This window comes from Pueribacillus theae, from assembly GCF_003097615.1.
Lineage (GTDB): Bacteria > Bacillota > Bacilli > Bacillales > UBA6769 > Pueribacillus > Pueribacillus theae.
On record NZ_QCZG01000002.1, the window covers coordinates 150,174 to 163,996 of the forward strand.

The following is a 13,823-nucleotide window of genomic DNA, read 5'->3' on the forward strand; positions in this document are numbered from 1 at the left end:
GCTACCTTTATTTTATGGCTGTCGCGCCTTTCCTGCAAGTTAAGAAAAACGCTCGGGCTTTTTTCTTAACAGAGGCCAGAATAGAGAAAATCGGCGAAACAGACCGATTTCTTTTATTTAAGAAAAAACTGCCATCAATATCATGGCAGCTTAGCTTTTTTTTCTTCCTCTCGGTTTATTGCGGCGCATTCGATCCCGGCCGCGGTTTCTGTTATAAGAGTCGTTTTGTTTCCTAGCTTTTTTTACCCGCAGCGGCTCAATGGAACTAATTTTAACTGGTGTTGTATCAGGTTCTTTTGTAAGTAATTTCAATGCAGCTGACAAAAGCGTCACAGAGTCCGTATCTTCGAGCAATTGTTCCGCTGCCATTTTGTATTCTTTTAAATCCTCTTCCTCAGCAGTATGAACGAGTTTATCAATCGTTGCCTGCCTTTGGCCAACCATTAATTCCTGATAGGTTGGAATTGCTCTTTTCGCAATTTTTTTCTTTGTTAACTTTTCGATTGTCCGTAGATGGTCAATTTCTCTAGGCGTAACAAAAGTGATGGCCAAGCCTGTGGCACCGGCACGGCCCGTCCGGCCAATGCGGTGGACGTAGCTTTCCGGATCTTGAGGGATATCAAAATTGTAAACATGCGTAACACCTGAAATATCAAGACCTCTGGCCGCTACATCTGTTGCCACCATAATATCAATTGTTTTTTCTTTAAATTGCCTTATCACTTGATCACGCTTCATTTGCGTGAGGTCACCGTGGATCCCACCGGCAAAATAGCCGCGTTTAATAAGCGCTTCAGAAACTTCATCGACGCGCTTTTTTGTACGGCCAAAAATAATGGCAAGCTCGGGGGATTGAATGTCGAGCAACCGGCATAACACATCGAATTTCTTCTTTTCCTGGACTTCAATATACTCCTGGTCAATGTTAGACACAGTCATTTCTTTTGCTTTTATTTTTATCAATTTTGGATCATTCATGAACTTCTCAGCAAGCATGCGGATTTGGTTCGGCATTGTCGCTGAAAATAACAATGTTTGGCGTGGTTTCGGCATTTCAGCTAAAATTGTTTCAATATCTTCGATAAAACCCATGTTTAACATTTCATCAGCTTCATCTAATACAACCGTTTTAATTTCATCAAAACGAACCGTTCTGCGCCGCATATGATCCATTAAACGGCCAGGCGTCGCAACAATAAGCTGTGGTTTGTTTTTTAATGCCCGAATTTGTCTATCAATACTTTGTCCGCCATAAATAGGAACTGTGCGTATGCCTTTGTTATTCCCAATTTTGTTTAATTCCTCAGCGACTTGAACTGCAAGTTCCCTTGTTGGCGTTAATACGACAGCTTGTATCGCTCTTTTGTCAGCTTCACTATTTTCTATAATTGGTATACCAAATGCCGCTGTTTTACCCGTTCCAGTTTGGGCTTGTCCAATTACATCATGTCCCTCAAGTGCAATTGAAATGGTTTGTTCTTGAATTGGCGTTGCTGTCTCAAAGCCAAGTGAACTGATTGACTGAACAACTGGATGACTTAAATTAAATTCGTAAAATGTTTTCAAAATGTATAAACTCCTTATATTTAAAAGTTTGTCTCTTCATACTATACACAAAAACCGTTTTAATTATAAAGCGATACTTATCAATGGACTTATTGGATTTAGATTTCTGAATAAAACGCGTCTTTCAATTCTTGAATTTTAGCACGATATTTTTCTTGGCTCCAAGAATTATAAGACGGATGAGGAACGTCATGAATGACTGTCCATTCGACTCCGTGAAGGTTTGCTAAACGAAAAAATTTTTGCGCAAACCTGCCGCATGGGACGATCGTACATTTGCGATCCAAAAGCATTGCCAGCCTTCCTTTGAAACGATCGAGCAGTACTTGCTGAAGTTCGTTTAATTCAGATGATTCATAGTTTATTTTGTGATTTGTGCTTCGAACCTTCTCCAAGTTGTCAAAAAAATCGTGGTAACGCTCCTCTAACGCTTTATCTTTATACGCTTTTCTCTGTAGAGGAATTTCCGAAACATTAAAAAGGCCTATTTTATTTAATGTTTTTCTTTCAAATCCAATTTCCATATTCTTTTTAACTAGCAATCCGAGCGGTTTATTATATTGTTCTCCAAATAAATTTTTTGACATTGTAGCGCCGGATGAACCGGCAACTGGAATGTTGTGTTTCAATTCTTGAATATGGGGGGATTCAAGCATAAAGATGAAATCAGCTTTTTCAGGAAGAAAAGATTTAACTGTATAATTTTTGCTTAATTCTTCAATAATCTCAACAAATTCCTTCTTCTCCATATTTTTCCCTCCTGAACATGTGCGTAATCATTCAACTTTTTTGGAGACAAAGTCTCCTTCAACTTTCATTTGGGCGATTAATTTATCAGCGATAAGCTCATATCCGTGCCTGTTTGGGTGGAAAAAATCATCGTGCAAAAGCGGCTCTTCACCCTCTTCAAAGATTGAATCAATTGGAACGAAATGTACTTCTGGAAAACTGACTGTTACCTTTTTAATGCTTTCATTCCAAATTCGGACAACTTCATCGATTTCAACAATATCTGAAAAATAATTGAGATACGGGTTAAATATGCCAATCATATAGATTGGTGCTGTTGGGTTTTCACTTCTCATACGTGTTAAGATTTCTCCCAAGTTGTTTTGAAAATCGATACTTTCTTTTTCAAATAACGCAACATTTAAATTGAAAAAATTATTTTTAAAAACACGCATAATATCGTTGCCGCCAATTGTTAAAAAAATAAAATCAGCATTGCGCAGATCCTCATTAAATTCATTTTTATTCAGCCTTTTTAATAGCTGATCGCTGCGCTGCCCTCTTTTTGCGTAGTTGTGAAGAGCAACTGTTACGTTGGATTCATTCGCAATTTTTTCTTTAATAATTCCTATATACCCTTCTTTATTCATATCGCCCACACCTTGGGTTAACGAGTCTCCGATCCCAACGATATGAATATCTGCTGCTTCATTCTCTTCCTCTTTGAGCCACTTTTCTTTTTGAAATTTGGTTTGAATGGATGATTCCTCTTTATTCGTTGGTTCATGTATTTTAGAGGACTCTTCTTCTACATGTTCTTCTGCTTTCTTTTCAGTTTGTACTTCTGTCGATTGTGACTTGTGTGCAATTTTTGGCGTATTCACTTGCACTGCAGGTTTATTAAAAAAGTTCAATGCAAAAATCACGATAATTATCGAAACCATCAAGATGAAAACTTTTTTAAGCATAGTAGATCTTCCCTTGAACTTTAACCTTTTAGATGAAAACGGCTGATTTGATCCCACTGGCCTTCTTCAGTTAAGATTAAAATCTGTCTTTCTCCCAACAGATCAAAATGCGGATAACGGCTGCGCCGATCGATCCACTGCTCTTTCAAATCATATTTTTTGCCCCATGCAATGAGACGTTCGATGTCAACACACCCTGCTTTTGTTACTGTATTTGCCTGTGGAAACCTCTCATCAAACCAAAAGTGGGTTAAAAAAGCCATTTCTCCTTTGGACACTTTTTTCTTCCAAAGCATCAATTCTTTTTTAGTAATCCCAAATGCCATGTTCTTCACTCAATTTCTTTTAATTTTCTCATATTCCCGATGCCACTTAGGCAAATGTTTTTTTATTGACACTGGCCGAAAGCTGTCTTTTAATACAGCGATATGCACGCTATATCCTGACACGCATAATTCATCGTGTTCATTTAAAATTTCATAAAAATAAGTAACACGCAAACCGTCATATTTTTCAAGCCATGTCCTAACTCTCGGCTTTTCGCCATATCTTACCGGTTTTTTATATGTGGCTTGAATATCGATTACTGGGGAAAGGAACCCTTCTTCCTCCATAGAAGCATAGGTAAAGCCAATGCTTTCAATCAATTGTGTTCTTCCGAGTTCAAACCAAATAAGGTAGTTCGCATGGTAAACAACGCCCATTTGATCCGTTTCCGCGTAACGGACTTGAATATCTTTTTCCACTGAATACATTCATTCACACTTCTTTCCCTATTGTGCATGTTCAAAAAGGAGGACAAAAAGAGCCCAATTTCAACTAAAGGCAGGCCACGTCCTGTGGCCAACGTTGAAATGTCGCCTGGCTCCTTCGAGGAAGCGAAGTTCTGAGACTTGCACAGGAGGTGCGGCTTCTGCGTTGTGCACAGGACGTGCACGTTTTTAGCAGAAGAACCTTCGAACAGTTTGAAGGATACGTGAGTACCGCAAGAACGAAGCTGACGAAGAAATTCGACAGCTTAAGATGTTCGACTAAAAGCATCACGTCTTTGATAACGTCGAACTGACTCACATCCTGTGAGCCTCCGGACTTTTTGAACAGCCTCTTATAACACTTTAATTTTACATAGTCTAGTGTAACACACTATATGTATAGAAGTCAGAGGTTGAGACCAGGTTTGAACGTGAATTTTTTCATATTAGAAAAGGCTGCCGAAAGTCTCTTCGACAGCCTAAAAAACGTTCACTATATCAATCTTTATTTTTTTGAAATTTTATCACGAAGAACCATTTGAAGGATGCCGCCATGGCGATAGTAGTCAATTTCAACTTCACTGTCAAAACGTGCCATGACTTCAAATTCCTTCTTCGTGCCATCTTCAGCAGTTGCTGTAACTTTTACGATTTGACGCGGCTTTACATTTTCGTCAATTTGAACTTCAATCGTTTCTTTGCCAGTCAAACCAAGTGTATCAGCATTTTCGCCTTTTTTGAACTGCAACGGAAGAACGCCCATCAACACGAGGTTGCTGCGGTGAATCCGCTCGAAACTTTGCGCGATAACTGTTTTAATGCCAAGCAAGTTTGTACCCTTCGCTGCCCAGTCGCGTGAGCTTCCCATTCCGTAATCTTGCCCCGCTAAAACAACAAGGCCCGTATTGTCTTCTTTATATTTCATCGCGGCATCATAAATTGGCATCACTTCGCCGGTTGGCCAGTAAGTTGTCCAGCCGCCTTCCGTTCCTGGCGCAACTTGGTTACGGATGCGGATATTCGCAAATGTACCGCGCATCATGACCTCATGGTTGCCGCGGCGGGAACCGTAAGAGTTAAAGTCGATTGGGCGAACGCCTTTTTCAATGAGATATTTGCCTGCAGGCATATCTTTCGCAATCGCCCCAGCCGGAGAAATATGGTCAGTTGTTACGGAATCCCCAAACTTGCCGATGACTCTCATGCCGCTAAGAGGCTGAATTTTCTCAGGATTTGGTGACAAATCAACGAAAAATGGAGGGTTCTGAATATATGTTGAATCTTCATCCCAATTGTAAAGCTCCTCAGAAGTTGTGTCGAGCTTATTCCACTCTTCATTGCTGTCAAACACACGGGCATACTCTTTTCTAAAGATTTCCGGCGTAACGGTTTGAGCCATTACTTCTTTCACTTCTTCTGGAGTTGGCCAAATGTCTTTTAAGTAAATATCATTGCCGTCCTTGTCTTTGCCGAATGAATCGTTTTGCAAATCAAAGTTAACTGAACCAGCCAATGCATAAGCAACAACCAATGGAGGCGAAGCAAGGTAGTTCGCTTTGATTAATGGATGGATTCTTCCTTCAAAGTTACGGTTTCCTGAAAGAACAGACGCCACTGTCAAGTCTGAATCAAAAATGGCTTTTTCGATTTCAGGCAATAACGGACCTGAGTTCCCGATACATGTTGTACATCCATAACCAACAAGGTTAAATCCGAGTTGATCAAGATATTGAGAAAGACCTGAATCATTCAAGTAATTTGTAACAACCTTTGAACCAGGCGCCAAGCTTGTTTTTACATAAGCTGGTACTGTCAAGCCTTTTTCAACAGCTTTTTTCGCAAGCAAACCGGCGCCAATCATAACAGATGGGTTTGAAGTGTTCGTACAGCTTGTAATCGCCGCAATCGCAACTGCGCCAGTCTTCATCACTGTTTCACTGCCATCATCAAATTTTACAGTCGTTTCACGTTCGATTTCTTTATCGCCAAGGCCGAATCCGTGGTTTCCTTGTGGAGCGACTAGAGCATCATTAAAGGCCTGCTTCATTTTTGATAATGGAATCAAGTCTTGTGGACGTTTAGGGCCTGAAAGGCTTGGCTCCAACTTGGACAGATCAATTTCCACGATTTCTGTAAATGTTGGATCCTCTGTTCCAACAGTATAGAAAAGACCGTTTGCTTTGCAGTAGTCTTCAACTAATTTAATTTGTTCTTCACTGCGTCCGGTTAAGCGCATGTAGTCAAGCGTTTCCTTATCAACTGGGAAAAATCCGCATGTTGCTCCGTATTCAGGCGCCATGTTTGAAACTGTCGCACGGTCTGCAAGCGGCATTGAAGAAAGAGCTGGGCCGTAGAATTCGACAAACTTACCGACAACATTTTTCTCACGAAGGACTTGCGTTACTTTTAAAGCTAAGTCTGTCGCTGTTGCACCGCTTGGCAATTGTCCTGTCAACTTCACGCCAATGACTTCTGGAACTGGGAAATAGGAAGGCTGTCCAAGCATTCCCGCTTCCGCTTCAATTCCTCCAACACCCCAGCCAAGTACGCCGAGTCCGTTAATCATCGTTGTATGGGAGTCAGTTCCAACAAGTGAATCAGGGAAAGCTTCCACTTCTCCGTTTTTATTTTCTTTCGTTTGGACGACGGAAGCTAAGTATTCCAAGTTTACTTGGTGAACGATTCCTGTTGCTGGAGGCACTGCACGGTAGTTATCAAAAGCGTTTTGTGCCCATTTAAGGAATTTATAGCGTTCTTGGTTCCGCTCAAACTCTTTTTCCATATTAAATTTTAGTGCATCTGGTGAAGCATATTTGTCAACTTGTACCGAGTGGTCAATAACAAGGTCAACAGGGATTTCCGGGTTAATTTGCTCAGGATCTCCGCCCATATCAGCCATCGCGCCGCGAAGTGATGCCAAATCAACGACAGCCGGAACACCTGTAAAGTCTTGCAAAATAACTCTTGAAGGCTTAAATGGAACATCAATCTCTTTGACATCTTCTGTGCCCCATTTTGCCAAATTCTCGACATGTTCTTTTGCGATCACTCTTCCATCATATTGACGCAAGACCGATTCTAGAAGAACTTTAATAGAATATGGCAGCTTTGAAACTTTGCCTACTCCATTTTCTTCTAGGACGTTTAAGTCATAATAGTGATACGTCTTTCCATTAGATTCGAACGATTTTTTTGCGTTAAAAACATCTTGTTTCGACATAAAGTCCCCTCCTCGTAACTAATCATAAAACAAAATGTAATAATTGTCGAAAGGTATCCATATTTATTTCCAACACTTATCATACTTGATCATACTTAATAAGTAAATTTAAAGTTATTTATTAAAAATAATTACTAATACTTATGGATTATCCGTGTTTTCCACCTGAAAATATTTTCTATGAAACTACTTCTATTTAATTAAGAGAAATTCGGTTATAATTTGAAGTGTTTGTATTATGAATTAACAGGGGGAAAATTTGTGAAAAAACCATTGGCATTCGTTTTAGCTCTATCATTCGTATGCTGTCTCTTTCCTTTTCAGGCTTTTGCAAAAGTAGAAGTAAAAGATAAAGAATTGCAAGCCTACTTAAAGGAAATCGGCATGCCTGAAAGCGAGTTTGTTGAATATCTTAAAGATGTTCACGACTATAGTTTAGAAGACTTTGACGATGTGGACGATTTAAAAGAATACTTAGGAGAAGTTCTAAACGATGAAAACCTTCAGTCTTTACTTGATGAGTACGGGTTAAGCAGGGAGGAATTAGATGACCTTCTTGCAGAAATCGGTGCATCTGTAGATGATTATGTTTTTTATGATGATCTTGATTATGATGTCTCTGATTTACTATATGACGAAGAGTTAACTCCAATTAATGATGAAACGTTAAAGGACGTGCTAAGCGAATACGGATTCAAATCAAGGAATGAGCTGGAAAACTATTTAAACAAAAACGGTGACTCGATTAATAACTATGAGTCACTCGAAGATTTAGATCTGGCAATCTTTGAATATCAAATGGAAGATGAAATTAGCGAAATGCTGAAACCGTTCGGCTTGACAAAAGACGAGATCAAAAACTTGAAAAACCATTTCATGGCGATCTTCGAAAAGAACATCGAATCAGAGAACGAGGAGTTCTTCAATCGCATGGAATCAATCGGAGAACGGATGATGGGATTCGCCGATTTTGAAAGCGCAGAGGAATTGTCGGCGAAAGAAATCGCAGAACTTCTGAGCATTTGGAACGAGATGCTTGACCTCTTTGAATTAAAAACGGAATTTTATTTAGTTAAAAATGGCAAAGAGATGCCTATTTCTCTCAATCAGCTCATGAAATTGGAATCTACGGATGGGGCGAATTTGTTAATTAAATTTTTCTCAAAAAGTGGCAAGTTCTTGGCAGACATGGTGATTACGAAAGAAATGTTTGGCTCCGACCTGTTGGAACAAGCAGGTTCCAGTATCGTGAAAACGAAAAAAACAGCAAAAGAAGCACCAAAAGCAGTGAAAAAGCCATCACAAAAAGTAAAAACGGTCAACGGAGCAAAGCTGCCGAAAACGGCTTCCGATTATCTCCCAAACACATTCGCTGGACTTGCGATTCTATTATCAGGGCTTGTTCTGTTCCGTAAAATGAAAAGCGGCGGAGCCATGTAGAATGAGAAGCGCACATAAAAAGAAAAAAAGAAGAACCAAACGGCTGGTTCTTCTTTCACTATCCATAGGGATGATTTTGTTTGGACTTTGGTTCAGTGGGACAAATGCTTTTAAATTTATGGCTGGCTATTTCATCTATACAACCGGGAAAACGAGCACAGAGCCCGTTCAAGAAACACAACCAGAAAAGAAGAACGAGAAAGAAGAAACAGCCAAGACTGTAACCTATTCCGAACGTCCAGAAAAAGGAGATGTAATTGGGGATTTAAAAATTCCTAAGCTTGATGCCGTTCTACCGATCTATCATGGTACAGATGAAGATGAGCTGGAAAAAGGCGTGGGGCATTTCGCCGGCAGTGTACTCCCCGGCGAAAAAGATAATTCAGTCCTTTCAGGCCACCGCGATACCGTGTTCCGAAAGCTTGGCGATGTCGGCAAAGGCGATTTGCTTGTTGTCTCCACATCAGCCGGAGAATTTACGTACAAGATTCGCAAAGTAAAAATTGTAGATGCTGATGATCGTACAATCATCGTTCCGAAGCCTCGGGCGACCTTAACGGTCACAACGTGCTACCCTTTCGATTTTATCGGCAGCGCCCCTGAACGTTATATTCTTATTGCCGATTTAATTGAAAGCAAACTCTCTTAACGTTCCAATAGGAAAGCTTGTTGAAAATAAAGGAATCGCGTATAATATTAGACAATGATGTAAAATGCTTTTAGAGGTGATTTCCTCATGCCAGGATGGTTTATGGGCTTTATTCTATTATGGTCGGTCTTTCTTATTACAATTATCTTCATTGGCGGATTCTTTATGTTTCGCAAATTTTTAAAAAGATTGCCGAAAGAAGATGGCAAATCCATCCTTGATTGGCAAGATTATTATATAGAAAAAACACTCCATCTTTGGACAGAAGATAAAAAAGTCCTTCTAAACGAATTGGTTGAACCCGTTCCTGAATTGTTCAGAGACATCGCAAAGCAAAAAATTGCCGGTAAAATCGGCGAGCTTGCACTGAAAGAAAAAGCCCGGACCCTTGATGAAGATTTAATTATACGCGGCTATATTATTGCAACACCGAAACGAGATCATAAATTTCTAATCAAAAAATTAAATGAAAAACAAATCGACATTAAACCTTACCAAGAGCTGCTATCATAAAAAGCCCGCAAATCAATGCGGGCTTTTATAATTGCTTATTTATTTACTGCCTTATGTTTGGGCTGAAGATACTCTTCAAGCGTTATCCCCTTTTGCTGAATCATTTTTGCATGTTCTTTTCCAACATAACGTAAATGCCAAGGTTCATAGTTATACCCTGTGATTGATTCCTTCCCTTTCGGATACCGAATGATAAAGCCAAATTCGTGCGCATGGTCTTTCACCCATTTCCCTTCAACGGTGTTCTCAAAATCTTCGACTAACTTGTAGTCTACTGCCGGACTTGTCACATCCATTGTCAGACCCGTTTGGTGTTCACTTTGTCCAGCTCGCGCACTTACCCTGTTTGCTTTTTCTTCACCAACCCTCTCCGAATTGGATGCAAAGATTGCTTCTTGCCGTTCATACGAACGGTAACCGGATTGTGCATAAAGATTTATTTTATCTTCTTTCGCTTTTTTGAACAAATCCTCCAACGCTGCCGCAGCTTCTTTTCTCAACATCATTTTTTCTTCTTTGCCTTCAAATGGGAACGGAATATTTGGGTAGACTAAATCTTCAGGAATGTAATCTGCCGGCAAGTTCCGCTCTTTATTTGTCACAACTAAAAGATCATCTGGATTTGATACGATATTTTTTCCTGATCCATCTGCAGTCACTGTCTTATCCAATCGTTTATCAGCCAATACATCGACAGCCTCTTTTTCAACAGAACCTGTGTTCTGTTTCTGTTCATGTGTCATTTTTTCATCGTTTGCTTCTCCTGCATTTTTCCCTTCAGGATCGTTTTGCTCTTTCATTACGGGACTTCCTCCACAGCCAGTGGCAAATAAGAAAAGGAAAAATATTGCAGATAACACACACCACTTTTTCAATCAAAAAACCCCTTATTCAATAAAGTTGCGTACTGCCAGTTAATGCGGGATAAAATAAAGCACTCGTTTTTGAGTGCTAAACTGTTTCGTTATTTATTCATTTGATTTTGCATTGCTTTCATCATTTGATTAATCTTCTTTTGTGACGGCTTTTGACCCATTTGCATCATCATTACCCGTAGCATATTTTCATTAATCGGTGGATTCTTTTTCATATAATTCATCATGTATCTACGTGCAATAAAAAAGCCTAAAGCAACACCTGCCAGTAAGCAAAGTGCACCAACTAAAATATAGACCCACATTGCGATTCCCTCCTTGTCTCTCTCTAATCCTTGTCCATCGGGATTTCCGAACTATCTTCCTGTTGATTTTACTACAATCTTATCCGATTATACAATAGGATGAGAACGGAATCTACAAGATGTGGGAGATAAGAGGCGGCCAGCCAAATTATTTTTTTAGCTTAAACGAGGTTTTCTCGTTTGATTGGGTTTAGCCAACCGTAATTTGAATGTTTAAAATCGATAGCTAGGAAACTTGGTTCAAATTTTCGAAGGGCCTCAAAAAAGACGGACTCGGCCTCACACGAACCATATGCATAAAGCGATAAATAATTTTTTTCTGTGATAAGAACCGCTCTGCTATTGTTTTCTTCAATAAAAATTTCATATGATTTTTCTTTTTCATAGCTATGTAGTTGATCATTTAATTCAGTCAATATCACGTGATGCAAATAAGGAACAGGAATTTCGTTCGTAATATATTTTATTTGTTTCTTTACTATTGAATTGTATGGAGAAATTTTATTTTGTGCTTCGAGAAATAGCTGGTATAATTTTTCTTCTTTGCCACAGTAATTATGTGCTACTTCTTTATCCAATAAATAAATAACGTAACGCCTCATGAAGGATCCTCCTTGTTCAATAATATTTCCATTATAAACAATTTTATGAAAAATCCTTGTCGCTTCATGACGCAAGATAACACTAGTTTCGTCGAAAAAACCGCCTTATCGAAAAAAATAAGACGGTTTTTGACCATTTTCCACTCATTGATGTCTCGCTTTATTCAACAGATCCTTTACTTTTCGAACAACATTTTCAACGGTAAAACCATATTTTTCGATGATGGTATCCCCGGGTGCTGATGCTCCGAAACGATCAATGGCCAGCACATCTCCCGAATCGCCTACATATTTGCTCCAGCCTAACGAGGATCCCATTTCAATTGCCAGACGGGTTTTTATTGTTGATGGCAATACGTTTTGTTTATATTCTTCTGATTGCTTTTCGAATCGATCCCACGAAGGCATGCTGACGACATTGACATGAATGCCTTCAGCTTCAAGTTGTTCTTTTGCTGAAACGGCAAGGTTTACTTCGGAGCCAGTCGCGATGAGCAACGCATCGATTTGTGAATTGCTGCTTTTAGAAATCGTATACGCGCCTTTTTTCACCCCTTCATATGCTAATTTGTCTGTGCCGGCTAACGTTGGCAAACCTTGACGGGTTAAAACGAGCGCTGTCGGTTCATTCATGCTTTCCAAAGCCAACCGCCAAGCCGCGACTGTTTCATTTCCGTCTGCAGGACGGATAACGGATAAGCCCGGCATCGCACGCAATGATGCCAAATGTTCAATTGGCTCGTGGGTTGGCCCGTCTTCGCCTACCGCAATGCTGTCATGTGTAAATACATACGTAACCGGGAGCTTCATAAGAGCCGCCAGACGAATCGACGGCCTTAAATAGTCGGAGAAAACGAAAAATGTTGCACCAAAAACTTGTAGGCCGCCATGCAAGGCCATTCCATTGATTGCTGCACCCATGGCAAATTCCCGTACTCCAAACCAAATATTTCTGCCTTTATAGTTTTCCGCTGAAAAATTGCTTTCATCTTTTATCAATGTTTTATTTGAGCTTGCCAAATCCGCGGAACCTCCGATGAAATTAGGCAATAGTGAAGCAGCAGCGTTTATAAACTTGCCTGAAGCATCGCGTGAAGCGAGCGTGTCTTCATTTTCATTAAATACCGGCATGTGTTTCTCAAAGTCTTCAGGAAGTGTTTCGTTTAAAGCGAACTCTAATTGCTTTGCCAATTCCGGAAAAACTTGTTTATACTGTTCAAATAAAGAAATCCATTCTTTTTCTTTCTCGATTCCTTTATTTTTCAACCGGTTAAAGTGCTCCCTTACTTCTTCAGGAACATGGAAATCCGCTTCAAATTCCCATTTGTACGCTTGCTTTGTTAATCGTGTTTCTTCTTTACCTAAAGGGGCTCCGTGAGAGGCTGATTTACCAGCTTTATTTGGTGATCCAAAACCAATCGTTGTTTTTACTTCAATTAAGGTAGGCTTATTTACTTCTGCTTTCGCATCTTGCAAAGCTTTTTCCACAGCAGCGATGTCATTGCCGTCTTCCACATGGATGACTTGCCATCCATACGCTTCAAACCTTGCACCGACATTTTCTGAAAATGACAAATGCAAGTCACCATCAAGAGAAATGTCATTCGAATCATACATGACAATTAATCGGCCAAGCTTAAGATGGCCGGCCAAAGAAGCCGCTTCTGCTGAAACACCTTCCATTAAATCCCCATCGCCGCAAATGCTGTATGTATAATGATCAATGATCGGATAGCCTTCTCGGTTATAAGTAGCCGCTAAGTGGCGCTCTGCCATGGCCATCCCGACAGCCATCGCGATTCCTTGCCCTAGAGGCCCTGTTGTCGCTTCAACTCCCGGTGTATAACGGTATTCCGGATGGCCCGGTGTTTTACTTCCCCACTGGCGGAAGTTTTTTAAATCGTCCATTGTTACTTCATATCCGAACAAATGAAGCAGGCTGTATAAAAGCATCGAGCCGTGTCCGGCAGACAATACAAAACGATCTCTGTTAAACCATTCCGGATTTGCTGGATTGTGATTCATTATTTTAGACCAAAGTGCATAGGCCATCGGCGCTGCCCCCATCGGCAAACCCGGATGACCGGAATTGGCACGTTCGATCGCATCGATAGAAAGTGTCCGGATTGTATTTATTGCTGCCGCATCCAATTGATTTTCCATTTCATCTATCTACTCCTTCTATCCCGCATTGTTTGAAGTCT

13 protein-coding genes are annotated in these 13,823 nt (G+C 40.1%); 3 read left to right on the forward strand and 10 right to left on the reverse strand.

The features are described 5' to 3' along the window. Positions 1-150: 150 nt before the first annotated feature. The 6 genes from DCC39_RS02185 to acnA form a co-directional block, all read right to left on the reverse strand. Positions 151-1,566, reverse strand: a complete 1,416-nt coding sequence (locus DCC39_RS02185) for a DEAD/DEAH box helicase (RefSeq protein ID WP_116553236.1) — start codon at positions 1,564-1,566, stop codon at positions 151-153. 98 nt (positions 1,567-1,664) lie between these two features. Next, on the reverse strand, positions 1,665-2,315 hold the full coding sequence (locus DCC39_RS02190) for a hypothetical protein (RefSeq protein WP_116553237.1): 651 nt from the start codon (positions 2,313-2,315) through the stop codon (positions 1,665-1,667). Positions 2,316-2,342: 27 nt separating this feature from the next. Next, positions 2,343-3,263 (reverse strand): SGNH/GDSL hydrolase family protein, encoded by a 921-nt coding sequence (locus tag DCC39_RS02195; protein WP_116553238.1) that lies wholly within the window; start codon positions 3,261-3,263, stop codon positions 2,343-2,345. 20 nt (positions 3,264-3,283) lie between these two features. Continuing rightward, on the reverse strand, positions 3,284-3,589 hold the full coding sequence (locus DCC39_RS02200; protein ID WP_116553275.1) for a hypothetical protein: 306 nt from the start codon (positions 3,587-3,589) through the stop codon (positions 3,284-3,286). 9 nt (positions 3,590-3,598) lie between these two features. Then, on the reverse strand, positions 3,599-4,018 hold the full coding sequence (locus DCC39_RS02205; protein ID WP_116553239.1) for an acyl-CoA thioesterase: 420 nt from the start codon (positions 4,016-4,018) through the stop codon (positions 3,599-3,601). 502 nt (positions 4,019-4,520) lie between these two features. Continuing rightward, positions 4,521-7,235 (reverse strand): aconitate hydratase AcnA, encoded by a 2,715-nt coding sequence (gene acnA, locus DCC39_RS02210; protein ID WP_116553240.1) that lies wholly within the window; start codon positions 7,233-7,235, stop codon positions 4,521-4,523. Positions 7,236-7,496: 261 nt separating this feature from the next. Between acnA and DCC39_RS02215 the strand changes: the two genes are divergently transcribed. The 3 genes from DCC39_RS02215 (at position 7,497) to DCC39_RS02225 (ending at position 9,837) form a co-directional block, all read left to right on the forward strand. Next, positions 7,497-8,675, forward strand: coding sequence for a processed acidic surface protein (locus tag DCC39_RS02215; RefSeq protein WP_165820758.1), 1,179 nt, complete (start codon positions 7,497-7,499; stop codon positions 8,673-8,675). Position 8,676: 1 nt separating this feature from the next. Beyond that, positions 8,677-9,324, forward strand: a complete 648-nt coding sequence (locus DCC39_RS02220) for a class D sortase (RefSeq protein WP_407071824.1) — start codon at positions 8,677-8,679, stop codon at positions 9,322-9,324. 87 nt (positions 9,325-9,411) lie between these two features. Beyond that, complete coding sequence (locus DCC39_RS02225; protein ID WP_116553242.1) at positions 9,412-9,837, forward strand: DUF2621 domain-containing protein; 426 nt, start codon at positions 9,412-9,414, stop codon at positions 9,835-9,837. A gap of 35 nt (positions 9,838-9,872) precedes the next feature. On the opposite strand, the gene DCC39_RS02230 is transcribed toward DCC39_RS02225, so the two are convergent. The 4 genes from DCC39_RS02230 to tkt all read right to left on the reverse strand — a co-directional run bounded on the left by DCC39_RS02230 (position 9,873) and on the right by tkt (position 13,782). After that, positions 9,873-10,637, reverse strand: coding sequence for a M15 family metallopeptidase (locus DCC39_RS02230; protein WP_116553243.1), 765 nt, complete (start codon positions 10,635-10,637; stop codon positions 9,873-9,875). 164 nt (positions 10,638-10,801) lie between these two features. Continuing rightward, positions 10,802-11,023 carry a YneF family protein gene (locus DCC39_RS02235; RefSeq protein WP_116553244.1) on the reverse strand — a complete coding sequence of 74 codons (222 nt, stop codon included), beginning with the start codon at positions 11,021-11,023 and terminating at the stop codon, positions 10,802-10,804. 155 nt (positions 11,024-11,178) lie between these two features. Next, entirely contained in the window at positions 11,179-11,619 is a 441-nt protein-coding gene (gene sirA, locus DCC39_RS02240; protein WP_116553245.1) for a sporulation inhibitor of replication protein SirA, read from the reverse strand. 144 nt (positions 11,620-11,763) lie between these two features. Next, positions 11,764-13,782: a transketolase gene (tkt, locus tag DCC39_RS02245; RefSeq protein WP_116553246.1), complete on the reverse strand. Its 2,019-nt coding sequence runs from the start codon at positions 13,780-13,782 to the stop codon at positions 11,764-11,766. Positions 13,783-13,823: the final 41 nt, after the last annotated feature.